This window comes from Janthinobacterium sp. UMAB-56 (assembly GCF_900095265.1).
Taxonomy (GTDB): domain Bacteria; phylum Pseudomonadota; class Gammaproteobacteria; order Burkholderiales; family Burkholderiaceae_D; genus Janthinobacterium.
This window is the reverse complement of sequence record NZ_LT607653.1, coordinates 337,185-356,250: the sequence shown is the minus strand read 5'-3', so window position 1 is coordinate 356,250 and position 19,066 is coordinate 337,185. Positions and strand designations below refer to the sequence as shown.

Annotated in this window: 22 protein-coding genes; 12 read left to right on the top strand and 10 right to left on the bottom strand. The window is 61.6% G+C overall.

From position 1 onward, the window contains the following. On the bottom strand, positions 1 to 1,353 hold the full coding sequence (pmbA, locus tag K0F85_RS07560) for a metalloprotease PmbA (protein WP_219115426.1): 1,353 nt from the start codon (positions 1,351 to 1,353) through the stop codon (positions 1 to 3). Positions 1,354 to 1,445: 92 nt separating this feature from the next. Here pmbA and yjgA point away from each other — a divergent pair, with 92 nt between their 5' ends. The 3 genes from yjgA (at position 1,446) to K0F85_RS07545 (ending at position 3,432) form a co-directional block, all read left to right on the top strand. Continuing rightward, positions 1,446 to 2,045, top strand: a complete 600-nt coding sequence (gene yjgA, locus K0F85_RS07555) for a ribosome biogenesis factor YjgA (RefSeq protein ID WP_219115425.1) — start codon at positions 1,446 to 1,448, stop codon at positions 2,043 to 2,045. Positions 2,046 to 2,134: 89 nt separating this feature from the next. Beyond that, complete coding sequence (gene mog / locus K0F85_RS07550) at positions 2,135 to 2,767, top strand: molybdopterin adenylyltransferase (RefSeq protein ID WP_219115424.1); 633 nt, start codon at positions 2,135 to 2,137, stop codon at positions 2,765 to 2,767. Continuing rightward, positions 2,764 to 3,432, top strand: coding sequence for an alpha/beta hydrolase (locus tag K0F85_RS07545; RefSeq protein WP_219115423.1), 669 nt, complete (start codon positions 2,764 to 2,766; stop codon positions 3,430 to 3,432). Before mog ends, K0F85_RS07545 begins: the two co-directional genes overlap by 4 nt. A 56-nt stretch (positions 3,433 to 3,488) precedes the next feature. Here the strand turns inward: K0F85_RS07545 and K0F85_RS07540 are convergent, their stop codons facing one another. The 5 genes from K0F85_RS07540 to K0F85_RS07520 are packed head-to-tail and all read right to left on the bottom strand — an operon-like array spanning position 3,489 to position 7,816. Continuing rightward, on the bottom strand, positions 3,489 to 3,680 hold the full coding sequence (locus tag K0F85_RS07540; protein WP_219115422.1) for a hypothetical protein: 192 nt from the start codon (positions 3,678 to 3,680) through the stop codon (positions 3,489 to 3,491). 57 nt (positions 3,681 to 3,737) lie between these two features. Continuing rightward, the gene (locus K0F85_RS07535; protein ID WP_219115421.1) at positions 3,738 to 4,304 is read right to left on the bottom strand and encodes a carboxymuconolactone decarboxylase family protein; all 567 of its coding nucleotides are present in this window, start codon (positions 4,302 to 4,304) and stop codon (positions 3,738 to 3,740) included. Further along, positions 4,304 to 5,152, bottom strand: a complete 849-nt coding sequence (locus K0F85_RS07530) for a fumarylacetoacetate hydrolase family protein (protein WP_219115420.1) — start codon at positions 5,150 to 5,152, stop codon at positions 4,304 to 4,306. The genes K0F85_RS07535 and K0F85_RS07530 overlap by 1 nt, the downstream gene beginning before the upstream one ends. Beyond that, entirely contained in the window at positions 5,097 to 6,446 is a 1,350-nt protein-coding gene (locus K0F85_RS07525; protein WP_219115419.1) for a nitrate/nitrite transporter, read from the bottom strand. Before K0F85_RS07525 ends, K0F85_RS07530 begins: the two co-directional genes overlap by 56 nt. Positions 6,447 to 6,448: 2 nt before the next feature. Then, positions 6,449 to 7,816, bottom strand: a complete 1,368-nt coding sequence (locus K0F85_RS07520; protein ID WP_257572596.1) for a KamA family radical SAM protein — start codon at positions 7,814 to 7,816, stop codon at positions 6,449 to 6,451. A gap of 282 nt (positions 7,817 to 8,098) precedes the next feature. Between K0F85_RS07520 and K0F85_RS07515 the strand changes: the two genes are divergently transcribed. Beyond that, positions 8,099 to 8,557, top strand: a complete 459-nt coding sequence (locus tag K0F85_RS07515) for a cache domain-containing protein (protein ID WP_219115418.1) — start codon at positions 8,099 to 8,101, stop codon at positions 8,555 to 8,557. Positions 8,558 to 8,621: 64 nt separating this feature from the next. Beyond that, entirely contained in the window at positions 8,622 to 10,313 is a 1,692-nt protein-coding gene (locus tag K0F85_RS07510) for a methyl-accepting chemotaxis protein (RefSeq protein ID WP_219115417.1), read from the top strand. A 15-nt stretch (positions 10,314 to 10,328) separates the two neighbouring features. Here the strand turns inward: K0F85_RS07510 and K0F85_RS07505 are convergent, their stop codons facing one another. Then, the gene (locus K0F85_RS07505; protein WP_219115416.1) at positions 10,329 to 10,907 is read right to left on the bottom strand and encodes a DNA-3-methyladenine glycosylase; all 579 of its coding nucleotides are present in this window, start codon (positions 10,905 to 10,907) and stop codon (positions 10,329 to 10,331) included. A 285-nt stretch (positions 10,908 to 11,192) separates the two neighbouring features. On the opposite strand from K0F85_RS07505, the gene K0F85_RS07500 reads away from it, so the two are divergent. Beyond that, a complete protein-coding gene (locus K0F85_RS07500; RefSeq protein WP_219115415.1) occupies positions 11,193 to 12,059 on the top strand; it encodes an HDOD domain-containing protein in 867 nt (288 codons plus the stop codon). Positions 12,060 to 12,164: 105 nt separating this feature from the next. Next, positions 12,165 to 13,373 (top strand): hypothetical protein, encoded by a 1,209-nt coding sequence (locus tag K0F85_RS07495; protein WP_257572595.1) that lies wholly within the window; start codon positions 12,165 to 12,167, stop codon positions 13,371 to 13,373. A gap of 27 nt (positions 13,374 to 13,400) precedes the next feature. Here K0F85_RS07495 and K0F85_RS07490 read toward each other — a convergent pair whose 3' ends face one another. Beyond that, positions 13,401 to 13,925 carry a DNA-deoxyinosine glycosylase gene (locus K0F85_RS07490; RefSeq protein ID WP_257572594.1) on the bottom strand — a complete coding sequence of 175 codons (525 nt, stop codon included), beginning with the start codon at positions 13,923 to 13,925 and terminating at the stop codon, positions 13,401 to 13,403. 95 nt (positions 13,926 to 14,020) lie between these two features. Here K0F85_RS07490 and K0F85_RS07485 point away from each other — a divergent pair, with 95 nt between their 5' ends. From K0F85_RS07485 to K0F85_RS07470, 4 genes are all read left to right on the top strand, one after another. Further along, positions 14,021 to 14,449 carry a DUF962 domain-containing protein gene (locus tag K0F85_RS07485; RefSeq protein ID WP_219115413.1) on the top strand — a complete coding sequence of 143 codons (429 nt, stop codon included), beginning with the start codon at positions 14,021 to 14,023 and terminating at the stop codon, positions 14,447 to 14,449. Between the two features lie 144 nt (positions 14,450 to 14,593). Continuing rightward, complete coding sequence (locus K0F85_RS07480) at positions 14,594 to 15,043, top strand: glycine zipper 2TM domain-containing protein (RefSeq protein WP_219115411.1); 450 nt, start codon at positions 14,594 to 14,596, stop codon at positions 15,041 to 15,043. Between the two features lie 318 nt (positions 15,044 to 15,361). Continuing rightward, positions 15,362 to 16,315 (top strand): DMT family transporter, encoded by a 954-nt coding sequence (locus K0F85_RS07475; RefSeq protein ID WP_219115409.1) that lies wholly within the window; start codon positions 15,362 to 15,364, stop codon positions 16,313 to 16,315. Continuing rightward, a complete protein-coding gene (locus tag K0F85_RS07470) occupies positions 16,312 to 16,818 on the top strand; it encodes a GNAT family N-acetyltransferase (RefSeq protein WP_219115408.1) in 507 nt (168 codons plus the stop codon). Before K0F85_RS07475 ends, K0F85_RS07470 begins: the two co-directional genes overlap by 4 nt. A 197-nt stretch (positions 16,819 to 17,015) precedes the next feature. Here K0F85_RS07470 and K0F85_RS07465 read toward each other — a convergent pair whose 3' ends face one another. Beyond that, positions 17,016 to 17,354, bottom strand: a complete 339-nt coding sequence (locus tag K0F85_RS07465; protein ID WP_219115406.1) for a hypothetical protein — start codon at positions 17,352 to 17,354, stop codon at positions 17,016 to 17,018. A gap of 14 nt (positions 17,355 to 17,368) precedes the next feature. On the opposite strand from K0F85_RS07465, the gene K0F85_RS07460 reads away from it, so the two are divergent. After that, complete coding sequence (locus K0F85_RS07460) at positions 17,369 to 17,548, top strand: hypothetical protein (protein WP_219115404.1); 180 nt, start codon at positions 17,369 to 17,371, stop codon at positions 17,546 to 17,548. Positions 17,549 to 17,559: 11 nt separating this feature from the next. On the opposite strand, the gene K0F85_RS07455 is transcribed toward K0F85_RS07460, so the two are convergent. Next, the gene (locus K0F85_RS07455; protein WP_374198647.1) at positions 17,560 to 19,047 is read right to left on the bottom strand and encodes a glycine betaine ABC transporter substrate-binding protein; all 1,488 of its coding nucleotides are present in this window, start codon (positions 19,045 to 19,047) and stop codon (positions 17,560 to 17,562) included. Between the last annotated feature and the right edge of the window lie 19 nt (positions 19,048 to 19,066).

Genomic DNA, 19,066 nt, shown 5'->3' with positions numbered 1-19,066 from the left:
TCAGCCGCCAGCCACCACCATGCTCTCGATGAGGATGGAACCGGTCTCTTTGGTGCCTCGGCGCAAGGCGTCGGCGCCCACGGCAACGATGTTGCGCAGCATGTCCCGCATATTGCCGGCGATGGTAATTTCCTCCACCGGATACTGGATCACACCGTTTTCCACCCAGAAACCGGAGGCGCCGCGCGAATAGTCGCCCGTCACGTAATTGGTTCCTTGTCCCATCAGTTCCGTCACCAGCAAGCCCGTGCCCAGCTTTTTCAGCATGGCGCTAAAATCGTCAGTGGCGGCCGTCAAGTTCGAGCTCAGGTACAGATTGTGCGAACCGCCCGCATTGCCGGTCGTCTGCATGCCCAGCTTGCGGGCCGTGTAAGTGGACAGGAAATAGCCTTGCACCACGCCGTCCTTGACGACGTCGCGGCTGACAGTTTTCACGCCCTCTTCGTCGAACGGCGCGGAACCGACGCCGCCGATCACGTGCGGGTCTTCAAAGATCTGCACGTGCGACGGCAACACTTGCGTGCCCAGGGAATCGTTCAGGAAAGTGGATTTGCGGTACAGGGCACCGCCCGAGGTCGCTTGCACATAGGTACCGAGCAAACCGGCCGCCAGCGGTGCCTCGAACAGTACGGGGCAGGTGCGCGTGCCCAGTTTGCGCGCGTTCAGGCGCGACAGGGCGCGCTCGGCGGCGTAGCGGCCGATGGCTTCCGGACTCGACATTTTGGCGGCGTCGCGCACGGACGAATACCAGTCGTCGCGTTGCATCTTCGCGCCCTTGCCGGCGATGGGCGCCACGGACAGGGTGTGGCGCGAAAACGGGTAGCCGCCGATGAAGCCGCGCGAATTGGCAGACACAAAGTGCGATTGCTGCACATGCACGCTGGCCCCCTCGCTGTTCGTGATGCGCGGGTCGACGGCAAACGCGGCCGCTTCGGCCCGCTGGGCCAGCACGACGGCTTCCTCAGCGGAAATCAGCCACGGATAGAACAGTTGCAAGTCAAGGGGGGACATTTCCAGCATGTCGGCGTCGGCCAGGCCCGCGCAATCGTCCTCGGCCGTGAAGCGGGCGATGTTGTAGGCGGCGTCCACCGTGGCGCGCAGGGCGGACGGCGAAAAGTCGGAGGTGCTGGCATTGCCGCGCTTCTTGCCGACAAACACGGTCACGCCCATGCCCTTGTCCTGGTTTTGCTCGATCGTCTCGATCTTGCCTTTTCGTACAGAAACGGACAAGCCACCGCCAACACTGACTTCGACGGCAGCGTCGGTGCCGCCCGCTTCCCGCGCAAAAGACAACACATCACGGGCCAGTTGCTGCAATTGCTCTTGACTATGGGTAAATACGGAGTCGTTCATGCGCTGTTTTCTTCGGAAAGCCGCTAAAAAGGTTATCATAGCAGTCGTTTACAGTTTACAGGTGCGGCCTACGCGGCCAATCCCGCCTTATCATGCCAAATCCAAACCGGGGAGCTTGCGGCTTCCAATCCACCGAATTCGAACAGGAATATGAACGTCCGTCGAAGTCGGAACTCAAGCGCCAGATGACCGTCCTGCAAAAGCTGGGCGAAGAACTCGTCAATGAGGCACGCGACCGCGTCAAGCGCGTCCCGATGCCGGAAGACGTGCGCGACGCCATTCTCGAATGCCAGCAAATCAAGGATCACGAAGGCCGCCGCCGCCAGCTGCAATACGTGGGCAAGAAAATGCGTACCCTGGATGAGGAAGAAGTTGCCGCCATCCAACGCACCATCGATAGCTGGAAAGGCTTGTCGAAAGCCGACACGGCCACTATGCACGCGATGGAACGCCGCCGCGATAAACTCTTGACAGATGACAAGGCCCTGACCGTCTTGCTGTCGGAAAACCCGGAACTGGACGTGCAGCACTTGCGCACCCTGATCCGCAATGCCCGCAAGGAGCAGGCCGAGAACAAGCCGCCAAAAGCCTACCGCGAAATCTTCCAGATCTTGAAAGAGATCGCCAAGAAGAAAAACAGCGCCAAGAACGATGCCGACGAAGATGACGCAGAAGCGGAAGACGACGAGTAATTCAGCGTCCGAAACGCAAAGAGGAGCAAAAAACCGGGATAATCCCGGTTTTATTGTTTTTACGCCACTCAAGACTGTATAGGTGCAAGATGCCCATCACCATCGAAGACGAATTGATTATCGGCCTCGTGTCGATCTCGGACCGCGCCAGCGGCGGCGTGTATGAAGACCTGGGCATCCCGGCCCTGGAAAGCTGGCTGTCGGCCGCCATCCGCACGCCGTTTCGCCTGGAAAAACGCCTGATCCCCGATGAGCGCGCGCAAATTGAAAACACCTTGATCGACATGGTCGACCTGGGCCACTGCCATTTGATCCTGACGACGGGCGGCACGGGTCCGGCGCGGCGCGATGTGACACCGGACGCCACGCTCAGCGTCGGGACCAGGGAAATGCCCGGTTTCGGCGAACAGATGCGCCAAATCAGCCTGCAATTCGTGCCGACGGCGATCTTGTCGCGCCAGGTGGCCGTGATCCGCGAAACGCCCGAGCGCGCTTGCCTGATCATGAACTTGCCGGGCCAGCCGAAAGCCATCAAGGAAACCCTGGAAGGCTTGAAAGATGCCGACGGCGTGCAACTGGTGAACGGCATCTTTGCCGCCGTGCCGTATTGCATCGACCTGATCAACGGCCCTTACATGGAAACCGACCCGGCCATCTGCAAGGCCTTCCGCCCCAAATCGGCGCTACGTCCGGCGCAACCTTTACCTGAGGAAAATACATGAGCACCTTGCTGGAAACCATAGAACTCGACAGCGCACCGAACCCCACCGTCTCCATCATCTGGATGCATGGCCTGGGCGCCGACGGCAACGACTTCGTGCCTCTGGTAAAAGAACTCGACCTGCGCGGCTGCCCCGCCATCCGCTTCATTTTCCCCAGCGCCGGCACCATGCCCGTCACCATCAACAACGGTTATGTGATGCGCGCCTGGTACGACATCCTCGTGAGCGACCTGGTGCGCCGCGAAGACGAGGGCGGCTTGCGCGCCTCGCAGGTGCAGGTCGAAGCGCTGATTGCACGCGAAAAGGCACGCGGCATTCCCGCCAACCGCATCATCCTGGCCGGCTTCTCGCAAGGCTGCGCCATGACCTTGCAAACGGGCTTGCGCCACGCGGAACCGCTGGCCGGCCTGATGTGCCTGTCCGGCTATCTGCCGCTGGCCGACAAGACGGCGCTTGAGCGCACGCCGGCCAGCCTGCAGACGCCTATCTTCATGGCGCACGGCAAGGCCGACCCCGTGGTGCCCATCGCCCGCGCACAGCAGTCGCGCGACTTGCTCACGGGCATGGGTTACAAGGTGGAATGGCACGAGTACATGATGCAACACTCGCTGTGCCAGGAAGAGATCGATGCGATTGGCGCGTGGCTGAAAAAAGTATTGGCTTAAAGTAAAACAGGCGCGGTGTGCGCCGCGCCTGTTGTGGTAAGGAACGCCGGAAACGATCAGTTTGCCGGCGTTTTTGCATTCCAGATATGCAGCAGATCGGGCCACGCTTCCGAGCGCATGCCGTTGTCCGTCAGCACCGATTGCGTCGCAGCCTGCATGTCCTTGCGGGGCACGACGAGCATTTCCGCATCGCGCTGCTGGAAGCGGAACGTCAGCAATTCATCGGTCTGGTCGCGCAGCAAGGCCACCAGGGACTAAAAGAAAGGGGCAACGCCTATCGATCATTCCCCGGGCAAGCCCACTCATCAGGCGGGCATGGGCGGCACGCCCAAGGCCGGCACCGCCGTCTGCGCCCCATTCATCACCATGGCCAGGAAGGTGTAATAGCCGTTGATGCCCATCAAGTCGACCACGCCGTGTTCGCCGAACAGCGCCAGCACCCGCGCATACGTGGCATCGCTGACGCGCTTGTTCTGCTGCAGCTCGATGCAAAAGTCGTGCACGGCTTGCTCATCTTCTTTCAGGGCAAGCGGTACGCGCCGCGCCGCGATGGCGTCCACGGCCGCTTGCGCGATGCCGTTCTGCACGGCCAGCGGCGCGTGGATGGCCCACTCGACTTGCTGGTCCCATTGGCGCGCCGTCACCAGGATCGCCAGTTCCGACAGCCGCGTGCCGATGGCGCTGCGGTAGCGCAAATATTCTCCCATGCGCTGCGCCGTTTCCATCAGCTCGGGGCTGCGGATCAGCGGCACGAAGGGACCGTACAGCGCCCCGCGCGGACCGTCGATGATGGCTTGCGCGGCCACGCGCTGCTGGGCGTCGAGCTGCGCCAGAGGCAGCGGCGGCAAACGGTCGCTATCGCTGCCCGCCATCAGGCAGTCCAGGCGACCACGTCCTGCTGCTGTTCGCCCAGGCCGGGGATGCCCAGGCGCATGCTGTCGCCTTTTTTGAGGAAACGCTGCGGCTTGCGGCCCTGGCCCACGCCCGGCGGCGTGCCCGTGGCGATGACGTCGCCCGGTTCCAGGGTCATGAATTGCGACAAATAGCTGACGATCTGCGCCACCGTGAAAATCATGGTTTGCGTATTGCCGGTCTGCATGCGCTTGCCATTGACTTCCAGATACAGGTCCAGGTCTTGCTCGTCGATGACTTCGTCGCGCGTCACCAGCCACGGGCCGATGGGGCCGAAGGTGTCGCAGCCCTTGCCTTTATCCCATTGGCCGCCCCGTTCCAGCTGGAACGAACGCTCGGAAATGTCGTTGACGACGCAATAGCCGGCCACGTATTTCAGGGCGTCTTCTTCGCTCACGTATTGCGCGCGCGTGCCGATGACCACGCCCAGCTCCACTTCCCAGTCCGTCTTTTTCGACCCTTTTGGCAACACGACATTATCGTCCGGGCCATTCAGGCAGCTAATCGCCTTCATGAAGACGATCGGTTCGGCCGGAATCGGCATGCCGGACTCGGCTGCGTGATCCGCGTAATTGAGGCCGATGCCGATGAACTTGCCGACCTTGGCCAGCGGCACGCCGAAGCGTGGATTGCCGCGCACCAGGGGCAAGGTCTTTTCGTCGAGCTTGGCCAGCTTGCGCAGGGCCTTGTCGGACAGTTGTGCGCCGTCAATATCCTGGACCACGCCGGACAGGTCGCGCAGTTTGCCTTCTTCATCGATCAGGCCCGGTTTTTCCTTGCCTGGACGTCCATAACGAACGAGTTTCATAGTCTTCCTTGGAGTTGATCATTGCCGCTGTGCAGGCTGCCATTTTACCGGATGGTCCGGCACGCCTGTAACGGTGGATGAAAAACATCGCAAGTCCCGGCAGTTGCAAGGCTGCCAGTACGCCAAACGCCGCCTGGTAGGCCTGCGGCGGATACTGCTGCAGGCTGTTCAGGGGCCAGCAGCCGAGGATCAAGCCTAAGCCACCCTGCACCAGGAAGGCGCCCGTGAAAATGAGCAAATTGAGGCAGGTGGCCGCCCTGCCCGTCAAGCTGGCCGGCATGCTTTGCGCGACGATCGCATACTCGAGGCCCGTCACCGTGCCCAGCAAGGCAAACAGCACGGACAGCAAAGGTAGGCTGGATACCACATTGCATGCCATCACCACTTGCACGGCGACAAACAGGGCAATACCTGCGCCCGCTACTTGCATCGGTTCAATCGCATGCCGCCCGGCCCATTCCGTCAGCATGCCCATGCCGATGGCGCCGAAGATGACGGCCGCCATACCCAGGTACAACAAATACGCCACGCTGTCATCGGACAAGCCGCCCACGTCCGCCAGCCAGCGGCCCATCCAGAAGCCCTGCACGCCAAAAAACACCGTGTGCGGCAGCAGGATCAGCGCGATGGTGCGGCGAAAGGCCACGTCGCGGTACACGCTCCAGACGCTGACCTTGCTCACTGCGTGCGTGGCGGCCGCAGGTGCGGGCATGGCCGGCGATAGCAGGCGGATCAGCACGCCGATGGCCAGCGCCGCCAGCGCCAGGCCCAGGAAGACGCCGCGCCAGTCCGTGTAATGCAGGGCCAGCTTGACAGGCATGGTGGCCGTGGCCGCGCCCAGGCCGCCCACGGCGATCAGGTAGCCATGCACGGAAGGCAGGCGCGATGGCGCGATAGCGCACGAGAGCGCTTTCACGGCGGCCATGAAACAGCCGCCCAGGCCCGCCCCCATCAAGGCCCGCGCCCACAGCAGCCCGGCAAAGCTATGGCCCCGGCTGAACAGCCACACGCCCACGGCCGCCAGCGCCAGCAGCCAGAGTTGCACCGTGCGGGGGCCGTAGCGGTCGAGCGCCATGCCAATCGGCAGTTGCACCAGCGCAAAGGCGAGAAAAAAGGCGCTGGTCAGCAAGCCCAGCTGGGCTGGTGTCAGGGCGATGGCGCCCAGCAACTCCGCCGTCAGCACGGCATTCACGCCGCGCAGCAGGCACGACAGGTAATGCCCGAGCGCGAATGGCAGGAACACCCGGCAAAACACGGCCACGCCGCAGCGGACTGGGGCGCCGGCGGCGTGCATGCTCAGGCGGCCTGTGCCAGGCGAATGATTTTATTGTGCGGCAGTTGCGGCACAGCTTCATCCATCTCGAAGAAAAATTTATCCTGGCCGAACGCGGGCTTTAAATCGTCCATCCACGTCGCTTCCGCATCGAATTTCGCATAAAACGGCCGCCGCACCCAGTCCGGGTTGCGCGCTTGCAAAAATTGCAGGGCAAACAGCTTTTCGCCATTGATGGTAACGATGCCATCGATGACGATCTTGCCGGGGAAGGCGCTCATGGAAGGCCCGCGCACCGTGCGCGACAGGCCGGACACCATCTGGTAGGCGGCCTGGAAAATCGCGTGCGCCTTCGCCAGCGGCAACTCGAAATAGCCGCGCGGCCCCGTATCGCGTTCGACAAACAGGTAATACGGAATCGCCCCCAGGCGCGTGCCCGTCTGCCACAGCTCGGCCCAGCTTGCCGGATCTTCATTGATATGGCGGATCAGCGGGCCCTGCATGCGCAAGGTGGCGCCCGTGGAAACGATGCGTTTCACGGCTTGCTGCGCGATGTCCTGACGCAATTCCACGGCATGGCTGTAATGGCCCATCACGGCCAGGTTCTTGCCCGCCTTGACGATGCGCTCGAACAGGCGCAGCAAATCGTCCGCGTCGCCGTCGGAGACAAAACGCTGGGGCCAATACGCCACCGCCTTGGTGCCGATGCGGATGTTCTGGATATGTTCCAGGCCCGGCGCCAGCAACGGCTCCAGGTAGGCGGCCAGTTGCCGCGTATTCATGATCATCGGGTCGCCGCCCGTGATCAGCACGTCTGTCACTTCCGGATGCAGTTTCAAATAGGCGGCCAACTCATGCGACTCGCGCGCATCGAATTTCATGTCGTCCATGCCGACGAACTGCGGCCAGCGGAAGCAAAAGGTGCAATACGCGTGGCACGTCTGTCCCGCGCTGGGGAAAAACAGCACCGTCTGCGCATATTTATGCTGCAAGCCGCGCACGGGCGCATCGTTGACTTTCGGCACGTTATGCGTCATCTGCCCGGCAGGATGGGGATTCATGCCCAGGCGAATTCCATGCACATAGGCGTCGATGGCAGCCTTGTCCTGCTGCACCAGCACGAGATCGCGCAAGTGCGCGAACTGCTCGGGCGGCAGCATGTCGCGGTGGGGAAAGACGAGGCGGTAGATGGGATCGTCGGGAATATTGTTCCAGTCGATCAGCTGGTCGAGCACATAGGCATTGGTGCGAAACGGCAAGACGTGCGAAACCACCTGCACGGCTACACGCTGCTCTTCCGGCAACCATGCCCACTGCCGCGCCTGATGAATGGTTTGCCGCGTATACGGCTTGAACTTGGGTGGAAACGGCTCGGTAATGCGTTTGGACACGATAGTCTCCTTGCCAATAAATAGCGATAACTTTCATGAAATTGTCCCTATATCGGCCAATTCCAGCCTTTTCCCCCACAGACCATGCCAGCTCGGCATACTGTGAAAGTCATCATAATTCTTGCCATCGAGAACCAAATTGCTACACATCAACAAGCATTCCGATACGTTGCTCGCTGCCCACAAGCAACCCTGTAGTTTGTTCCATCGCAATTTGCGGTGGCCGTCGGCGACGTAAATTACGACTTGGCAACACATCCCCCGATATCACAAGGAGCTTTCATGAAACGCATATTCACGGGTAGCCTGCTGTGCCTGGCATTTGCCGGCGGCAGCGTCCATGCAGCGGTCGAAGCAACGGAAAAGGACGCCATCGCCATGGCCGAACGGGGCGCCGCCTTCATAAAGGCGCATGGCAAGGAAGAAATGATGAAGAAAATCACGGCGAAAGACCCGGACTTCGTGCAAGGCTCGCTATATGTGGACATGCGCGACATCAAGACGGGCATCGTGCTGGTCCACCCCATCAATCCTTCCATCGTAGGCAAGGATTTGACGGATGTGCCCGATGCGAATGGCAAGAAATATCGCCGTGAAATCATTGAACTGGCGCAAAAGCATGGCAAGGGCTGGGTCGATTACCAGTACAAGAATCCCACCAGCGGCAAGATCGAGCCGAAAACCACCTACATCCTGCGCGTCAACGATGTGGTGCTGGAAGCGGGCATTTACAAAAAATAAGGCAGGGGCGGAGCGCACGCCGCGCGCCGCCTGCGGTTTGAACAGCCATAGCCAGGAGTCAGGCATGCTCAATACACTACGCATCGGACCAAAATTATTGCTGGCTCCCACACTGGTCTTGCTGCTGCTGATATTCAGCTCGAGTGGCGCCTGGTATGGCATGGTGCGGCAAAATGCCTCGCTGGAAAACATGGTGCTGGTGCGCATCGCGCATTTGAAGGCGGCCGCCGACGTCGTCGGCGAGGCCAAGCATGTGCATGGCAATATGTACCAATTACTGTCATGGACGAATGGCAGCTTCGCCCAGGCCCGCCTCTCGACACTGGAGCAACAGATCAAGGCGCGCCACGTGGCGATCGGCACCCAGCTGGCCACGCTGCGTTCCACGGCGACGGGCGCCGAGCGCACCCTGGTCGATGCGGCCATCACGGCACTGACCGGCTATCGCAAGGCGGTGCTGGAAACCATGGAAATGGCGCAGATGGACCAGTCGATCGCCACCAATTCCATGCTCAAGGCAGAAACCCGGTTCGGCCAGTTCAATACGCAACTGGCGCAACTGGCGGCCTTGGAAACGACGCTCAGCAGCCAGGCCCATGCGACGGCCAGCGCCGAATTTCGCAACCTGGGCTGGAGCTTGCTGCTGACCGTGCTGCTGTCGATCCTCGTCTCCATCGTGGTGACCATGCTGGTGCGGCGCGCCATGCTGGGGGAAATCCGCGGCATTGCTGATGCCGTGCAAGACCTGGCGGCGGGCAAGCTGATGGCTGGCGCGCCCAAGCAGGGCAATGACGAAATCGCCGCCACCTCGCGCGTGCTGGACCAGACCATCGCTCACCTGAACCGGACCTTGCGCACCATCATGGACGCCGTGCAATCGATCGACACGGCCTCGCGCGAAATTGCCACGGGTAATCTGGATCTGTCGGCCCGCACGGAAATGCAAGCCAGTTCACTGGAAGAAACGTCGAGCGCCATGGAAACCTTGACGCAAGCCGTCAACAACAATGCGGACAACGCCGAACTGGCCTGTGAGCTGGCGGGGCAAGCCTCCACCCTGGCCGTGCAAGGGGGGGCGTCGATGCAGCAAGCCGTGACGACGATGGCGACAATACGCGCCAATTCGCGCCAGATCGTGGATATTATTGGCGTGATCGATGGTATTTCCTTCCAGACCAATATCCTCGCGCTGAATGCGGCGGTGGAAGCGGCGCGCGCGGGCGAGCAAGGCCGCGGGTTTGCCGTGGTGGCCTCCGAAGTGCGCACCCTGGCGCAACGCTCGGCGCAGGCGGCCAGGGAAATCAAGACCCTGATCGCCACATCCGTGAGCACCATCGATGGCGGCAGCGTTGCCGTGCAGCAGGCGGGCGACAGCATGGGGGCCATCGTCGCCTCGGTGCAGCAAGTCGATGCCATCATCCAGCGCGTGAAACAGGCCAGCGCAGAGCAGGCGTCCGGCATCACGGAAGTGAACCATGCCGTCGCGCAAATGGATGACGTCACCCAGCAAAACGCTGCCCTGGTGGAGCAGGCGGCGTCGGCGGCGGCCAGCCTGCAGGACCAGGCCGTCAAATTGTCGGCGGCAGTCAGCGTATTTACCCTGGACGAGCGCCCTGCCACGCCGGCAGGCCACACCGAAGGGGAGGCATTCCAGCATCCGGCCGGCCCCGCCAAGAGAAGCGAGCGGCGAGCGCTGCACAGCCCGCTACGCGGCATCCCTCGCAGCACCACGCCCCGCCACCAGCGCGGCGCCTGACACCGGGCCGGACGGCTAGGAGGCAGGCGCGCGCAGCGGTTTACTCAGGTAGCGCGAACCGGCCAGCACGAAGCGCCACGGCGTCTCCATCGCCCTGGAAATGCCGATGCGCGGCCCCGCCTGCACCGTCACTTCTTCCTCGCGGGCCAGCAGCATGAACGGCGGCGCATCGAGCGCCAGGCGATTCTGCACATGGCTCACGCCGAGCGCCTGGCACACCTTGCCCGGCCCCGAGCAAAGCAGCCGCACATCCTCGGCGCCGCGCCGTTCACGCATGGTATCGAGTCCCGCCTGTGGCTCGATGGCGCGGATCAGTACGCCCGCGCCATGGCCCGCTTCGCGGCACACAAAATTCAGGCACCAGTGGATGCCGTACGAGCGGTAGACATAGGCGTGCGCGGGCGGGCCGAACATGGCCGCATTGCGCGGCGTCATGCCGCCATACGTGTGCGAAGCGGGGTCCAGCCGGTCATACGCTTCCGTTTCCACGATACGCCCGCCTACGCCGTCAACCAGCACGGTCACACCGATCAGCTGGCGCGCCACGCTACTGGCATCGTCCGCAAAGTCGATACCCGCGAGGATTTTTTTCATCAGGCAATTTTACCTCCACGCATCGCGTTGCACGCCTTGCCCCGCCGTGAAAAAATAGAACTTAATCTTTTAATCACGAATTCCAAGATGGGCATCGTCGTAACATGACGACAATCTCGACAGGAGCAGGCCAAACGGGGATTTTTGCGAGAATATATTGTAGATATGAACTATTGCCACGCATAAACAGCGATAATCGTCGGGCACTGCGCCAGACGCTACTGAAGCGGGCAGCGGCAGCGCGACAGAATAAGCACCGGGCACAAAAATGATGATGAAAGCGTGATGATGAGAGCGGCAGCGCAAAAGCAGGTAGTGCAGGAAGATCCGGTTGACGCCTTGATGCGTTCCATCCGTATCCCGCCGCGTCCCAGCCTGCTGGTCGACCTGCAGCGCGAACTGGCCGAAGACGACCCGTCGCCGCGACGCATCGCGCGCATCATCGCCGACGACGTCGGCATGTCGGGCGCCCTGCTGAAACTTGCCAATTCTCCGTTCTATGGCGCCGCGCGCAAGGCCAAGTCCGTCGAGCAAGGCATCAACTTTCTCGGCATTAACCAATGCAGCGCCATGATGACGGGGCTGCTGGCACGCCAGGCACTGGAAGCGGAAGGCGTGGAACTGAGCAATTTCTGGGACGTGTCGGCCAAGCGTGCGCGCGCCCTGGTATTTACGTCACGCAAGCTGCGCATCGCCCCGCCCGACATCGCCCATACCTTCGGCCTGTTCTGCGACATCGGCGTGCCCCTGCTGATGAACCGCTTCCCCGACTACGTCAACACGTACGCGGCGGCGGCCAATGATGCGCACAATTGCTTCACCAGCCTGGAAGACGCGCGCCACCAGACCAACCACGCGGCCATCGGTTGCTTGCTGGCGCGCAACTGGGGCTTGTCTTCCGATGTTTCCTGGGCGATCCTGCACCACCACGACTACACAGTATTGGCCGACCCGTCCACGGACGACGCCATCCGCTCGCTCGTCGCCCTGTCGCTGCTGGCCGAAAAAGGCATTCAGCGCTACCATGGCAACAGTACCTCGCTGGAGTGGGACAAAGGCGGCGAACTTGCTTGCCAGCATCTCGGCCTGTCGCAGGAAGAAGCGGCCGACCTGCTCGACGAGTTGCACGAGATGTTCGATACCGACCATTGAGGTATCAGGCGGCCGCGTCCGCCTGTATGATCTGTCCGGCGCCAGGCAAAGCCTTGGCGCCTGTTTCCGTTTGCCTGACCCGTCTTTCTTAACCTGTTGATCGCCATGCCCAAAAATAAGCGCCCTGTTCCCCGTAAATCCGCCAACACGCCTGAAGACAAGGATGAAGCCGTCACGCGCATGCTGTGCACGATGGCCCTGAACCTGGCGGAGCAGGAAGACAGCGAATCGCAGGGCACGGTGCTGGCCGAGCAAGCCGTCGAGTTCGGCCGCCTGATCCGCAAGGCCTTGAATCAAAAGAAGGATGAAATCCTGTACGACGCCATCGAGCGCGCCAAGTACGAAGACGTGGGCGCCTACCAGTATTTGCGCAGCCATATCGAGGAAGCGGCCTCGATTTCCGTGATCCGCCGCGAGAATGCCCCGGCCATGGAAATCAACGCCTTCGTCGTGCCCCTGCTGGTGCAAAACACGGGTGGCCTGAAGGAAGCGGACAGCTTCCAGGACCAGGACGCTTTCGAAGCACTGGTGAAGAGTTTTCAACAGTCTCAACTGGAAAGCGCCAAGGCCAAGGTGGTTTTGATGAGCCACGCCTACGACCTCGATGAAATCGACCGCATCACCTATAGCCACCTGCACGAGATGGTGCGCGATGCGTACTCATCGATGACAGACAAGAAAATCGTCGCCACGCCGGGCCTGGAAAGCAGCATCGTCGGCTGGAGCGAGACGGCCTTCGGCCCGCAGGACACGGCCGTCGAACTGCGCTTCCTGCTGGGCTTTGCCCTCAAGCGCGTGGACGACCCTTTCTATGCAGAACCCAAGGATGAAGCGGCGCTCGACGCCTGGTTCGATGCGCGCCTGGCCCGTTATCAGCAGTGGACGACGGAAGTCGGCGGGCTGGTGAAACGCTGCCTGGCGCCTGCCGGCAGCGCCCTGGAAGTGAGCTTCCTCTACCAGGATCTATTCCACGGCGGCAAGGAACAAGGCATGAGCGAGTATGCGATGCTGCAGATGATGTCGGGCATCAACCATGCATTGGCGGAAAACAAGGTGGACGCGGGCGACGTCTCGGTGGTCGTCGGTCCGGCCGATGAGCATGGCGAAATGCTGCTGCGCGTCAACGTCAGCACGGCGGGCGGCGAACTGCTGCACAGCGCCGACAAGCCGCTGGACCTGGCCGCCGACCTGCAGGACGAAGTCGACGACATCTGCGATGCGCTGGCGACCATCGGCGTGACCAGTTTGTCCGTGGCGCTGAAATTCGATGCCAAGGGACAGCCGCTGGAAGCGCAGCCGTACGCGCCGGCGTAAGCAGCTGGCGCGGGCGGGCACCCAGCATCAAAACGGCACTAATGTTTCCCATTGCAGCAACTTGGCGCCATACGCCAGCGTGTAAGCGGGGCTGCTCGAGGGCAAGCTGACGATGCGGTAGCGCTGCGCGTGTTCGCCCAGCACCTTGATGCCCAGCTTCGCGGCCGTGCCGCCGTTGAAGGCGATCGTCTGCAGCTGCGGCAGGCTGGCGGCAAGGGCCACGAGGTCATTGTCGTCGCGGGCGCGGATATTGCTGTCCAGGCTACCCATGCGCTGCGCCTGCGCCACCACATCCCACAAGCCCACGCCGTGCGCCAGCAAGGTTGCCAGGCGCTCTACATAGGGCAGGCTCTTCAACTCCACACCCAGCACCTCGCCCAGCAGCATCCAGAACTTGTTTTGCGGATGCGCATAGTATTGGCTGTGCGCCAGCGATTTTTCGCCAGGCAGGCTGCCCAGTATCAACAAGCGCGTGCCGGCGTCGACGACAGGGTCGAAACAGCGTTTGCGCGGCTCGGCGGCAATGTCGGGCAAGAAGGCTGGGCTATTCAACTGAGCGGTCCTGAAGGGAAAACGAAAGCCCATTTTACCCGGCCACGCGACGGTGTAGAATTCCCGGACACCCGTCCCAACACAAGAGACCGCCCATGCGCACCATCGACACCCTGCTGGCCCGGTATGGCGAAAGCCACCGCAACCATGTCAATGAATGGGTGCACATCGTGTGCGTGCCGCTGATCGTTTTCAGCCTGCTGGGACTGCTGTGGAGCGTACACCCCAGCGTGGCGCTGCTCGGCAGTATTCTGGCCTTATACTATTATTACAAGCTGTCGCGCCCGTTTGCGGCGGGCATGCTGGCGATGCTGGCCACCATGCTGGGCCTGCTGCTGCTCATGCCGGCACTGACCATCCTGCCCGTGTCGCTGGCGCTGTTCGTGCTGGCCTGGATAGGCCAGTTCATCGGCCACCAGATCGAAGGCAAGAAACCGTCGTTCCTCGACGATGTGCGCTTTTTACTGGTCGGGCCGCTGTTCGTGCTGGGATTTTTGTACCGGCGCTTGCGGTTGGCGTATTGAGCGGCAAGCGATCACGTGGTGACGCAGGGCCGGTAACAGATTTTTACTATTCGCAACTAGGTATCTGCCGCAAGTGTCCTTATGATAAGTCATCATCTGCCGGTCGACGCAATCGGCAACTAACTTTTGTCCAAGGGAGTCCACATGAAAGCACCAATGATTGCAGTGGCATTGCTGGCCACCCTGGCCGGCTGCGCCGTACAACCGAACTCGGCGAATGTCTACAACGCGCGCCAGGCGCAGAATGAACAATCGGTTCGCATGGGCACGGTTGAATCCGTGCGCCAGGTGACCATCGACAAGGGTGAAACGGGCACGGGCGTGCTGGCTGGCGCGGCGCTGGGCGGCGTGGCCGGCTCGACAGTCGGTGGCGGCAAGGGCGCCATCGCTGCCAGCATCCTCGGCGCCGTCGCCGGCGGCATGGCGGGCAAGAGTATCGAAGCGAATGCATCGAACAAGGCCGGCCTGGAAATCACCGTGCGCCTGGACAATGGCGACATGCGCGCCATCGTGCAAGACGCGGATGAACTGTTCCGCCCGGGCGAGCGCGTGCGCCTGCTGTCGGACGGCCGCAAGACCCGCGTCACACACTGATCTGCTTGCCGGCGCATGCGCTCAGCCGAAGGCGCCGGCAGCGAGCAAGGCAGGCGGGTGCAGCCAGATGGCAATCACAGTCGTCACAACGACATACACAAGCACGCTCCATACTTTGATCTGCAGTGAGGTTGGCATGGCGGTCCCCTTTCAAAGCTGCAATTCAGAAAATACTGACCTGATGTTAATGTAAATATTTTCATAAATTTAATATTTTCCAGAAGCACTGCGCTGGCTCAATGCCGTATGTCTCTTGGCAACACATGAGCATGCTCGACCGCGCTCGCCATCCCTGCGCGATGCCCGTATACTTGCGCGATGTCCTCTCCTCTCCTGTTCATCATTGCCTGCCTCATCTGGGGCTCCACCTTCTGGGCCATCACCTTGCAGCTGGGCGATGTCGCCCCCGCCGTTTCCGTGGTCTACCGCTTCGGCCTCGCGTCCGCCACCCTGTTTGCCTGGTGCGCCGTGCGCGGCGACACCTTGCGCCTGCCCTGGCGCGCGCAAAAATGGATGCTGCTGCAGGGCCTGGCGTCCTTTGCCCTCAGCTACGTGTGCACCTACAGTTCGGAACAGTACCTCGTCTCGGCCCTCGTCAGCGTGCTGTTCGCGCTGATGGTGTTCTGGACGCCCTTGCTCAACCGCATCGCCTTCGGCACGCCCATCACCTGGAGCACGTGCTGCGCGGCGTTTGTCGCCATCTGCGGCATCGTACTGCTGTTTTACCAGTCCATCGGCGCGGCGTTGCACGATATTCTGGGCGGCGGCAATGGCCGCAATGCCCACTTCCTGCTCGGATTCATGCTGGCCCTGGTGGCCACCGTGTCCAGCACGGCAGGCAATGCCCTGGTCATGAAAGTGCGCGAACAGTCCGGCAACGTGATGCTGACCATGGCCTGGACCATGCTGTGGGGCACCTTGATGGTGGCCATCTGGGCCGTCGCCACGGGACAGTCCTGGCAATTGTCGACGCGCCCCAGTTACTGGATGGGATTGGTATACCTGGCCATCTTCGGCTCGGTGATCGCCTTCAGCGCCTATTTCACCTTAATCGCCCGCATCGGCACGCAAAAAACCGTGTATATCGGCGTCGTCACGCCCGTCATTTCCGTGCTGCTGTCGGTGCAGTTCGAACATTACCGGCCCGCCCCCGTCGAATGGCTGGGCATGGTGCTGTGCCTGTCCAGCGTGGCCTGGGCCCTGACGTCGGGCGCGCGCAAGACGAGTAGCATCGCATCCCTTTCCACCACTCCATCAGCAAAGGCAACATGAACACATCTTCTTCCCTCGCCATCCGCGCCGCCCAGGAAACCGACGTGGCAGCCATCTTTGGCATGATCCATGAACTGGCCGTGTTTGAAAAACTCGAACACATGATGATCGCCAGGCAATCCATGCTGCACGACAGCCTGTTCGGCGCCCATCCCGCTTGCGAAGCGCTGGTCGGCGAGGAACATGGCGAAGTGGTGACGTTCGCCCTGTTCTTCCATAATTTTTCCACCTTCCTGTGCCGCAAGGGTCTGTACCTGGAAGACCTGTATGTGAAGCAATCGGTGCGCGGCAAGGGCTATGGCAAGCAGATGCTGGTGGCGCTGGCGCAACTGGCCGTCGAACGCGACTGCGGCCGCTTCGAATGGTCGGTGCTGGACTGGAATGAAAACGCGATCAACTTCTACAAGGGCATGGGCGCGGACGTGATGCCGGACTGGCGCATCTGCAGGGTCACAGGCGATGCCTTGACGCAATTGTCGGCGGGCACACCAAAGCCCGCATAAACCGATTGCCCAAAAAAAATCCCCACGGGCTAGCGGCACCGCGGGGTGAACCCATTGTCAAGTGGGAGGGGGAGAATGCAATCAACGGTTATCAATATAAACGCTACGACTTGTCACCGCGCCGACCTTTACATTTGCTTACCGGGCCTTACATTTCACTTAAATCCGCTAAGCAAGTGTCGCCCGGATGCCACTGATTATTTCCTTGGTTCAATCAATGTACCGTGCAAGCCGATATGTTGTTGCGCAAGCCCACTGCCACCCTGCGATTTTTTATAGATTTGGTACACTGTGAGGCAAGCGGTGCAGCCAGCAACCACGGCAAAAATGACCATGCGACGCTCCTTGAGTATGCTTGTGGAAATCAGCGCCCGAAGCTGATGAAGACCAGGCGAGCAGGGAAGATTCAGTGTGGCATCTTCGGCCTGGATGGCATTGCGCGATGTCAAACGCAGCAATTTGACAGGGTCATGGCGTTTGATATGGCGCAAAGTGGCGGTATTCCGCTCACACAAAATGAACGCATCATTACGCACCTGGGAGCCACATCATGCATGTCTCTGCCAAACCGCTCGTCATGAAAATCTACCGCGCCTACCTGCGCTCCCGCCTGGAACGCTATGCGCGCGACTTGCAAGCCATCGCCGAACAGCGCGAAAACGACTTCCATGCTGAACGCATCCTGCACCAGGCTGTCGTCTCGGTGCGCTCCAAACTGCACTCGCTGTAACCGTGTTGGCTTCAGCGCTGCCGGCCGGCCACGGCCCAGCGCTCCACCAGCTCGAACAAGCCTTGCGTCAGCAAGGCCAGCACGGCTGCAGGGATAGCGCCGGCCAGCAGCATGTCGTTGTCATTCAGCGCCAGGCCGATGGTGATGCGTTCGCCGTACCCTCCCGCGCCGATGAAGGCGGCGATGGTGGCCGTGCCCACGCTCATCACGGCCGCCGTTTTCACGCCCGCCAGCATGACCGGCAAGGCCAGCGGCAAGTCCACGTGCAGCAAGCGGTCACGCCGGCGCATGCCCAGCGCGAGGGCCGCCATGCGCAAGCCTTGCGGCACCTGCAAGATACCCGTGCACGTGTTGCGCACGATGGGCAGCAAGGCGTACACGAAGAGCGCCACGAGTGCCGGCACCAATCCGATCATGCCCAGCACGGGGATCAATATCGCCAGCAGGGCCAGCGAAGGCACCGTCTGCAGCACGCCGACGAAAGCGAGCACCGTTTGCCGCAATGGCACCGAAAACGCCGCCAGCACGCCCAGCGGAATGCCGATCAGACACGCCAGCGCAACCGACAGCAGCACCAGCGTCAGGTGCTGGCGCGTCAGGGTCCACAAGTCGTCGCCGATGATTTTATCGAGCAGATTGCTGCGCGCGGCGGCTGGCTTATCGGCCTGCATGCCAGACGCCAGCCATTGCCGCGCCACGCCGGCAAAGCTCTTGCCGTCGATTTCCACGGCCGCATTCATGGCAATCATGTCGCTTTCGCTGATGCGTCCCTGCAGTCGCAGCAAAGCCAGCCAGGCGGTGGGAAAACGCTGCGGCACGTCGAGCCGGTACAAGAGCATGGCGTCGTAGCGGGGAAAATACTGCTGCGTATCGGCCAGCACGCGCAAGCCATACTGGCGTATCTTCGCGTCCGTCGAATAGATGTCGATCACGTCCACCTGGCGTTGTGCCAGCGCTTCATAGGCGATGCCGTGATCGAGCCCGCGCGGGCGCTGCGGCAAGCCATAGCGCGCGGCCAGGCCCGGCCAGCCATCGACACGGCCGATGAATTCATGCGACAGGCCGAATTTCAGGGCAGGGTGTCGGGCCAGCTGCGCCAGGTTGGCGATGGCTGTTTCATCACCGCGCACGGCCAGCGCATAGGTATTGTTAAAGCCCAGCGGCACGGCCACGCCCAGGCCCAGCGCCGCCAGTTCGCGCCGCATCTGCGCCAGGTCGATGGCTGTATCGTGCTTGAGGATTTCGCTGGCGATGGTGCCCATGTATTCGGCATACACGTCGATGCTGCCTGCCTGCAGCGCGGCGACCACGATGGCCGTATTGCCCAGCCCCTGGCGGTGCTCCGTTTGCACGTGTGGCGCGGCGCTCTGTTTGACGATTTCGCCAAGAATATACGATTCCGTGAAACGCTTCGAGCCCACCTTCAAGGTGCCGCCGTCCAGGGCGTGCGCGGGCGCGGCGGCAAAAACAAGCAATAACAGCAGGTAGACTACATGCACGCGGCGCTCCAGGGCGGAT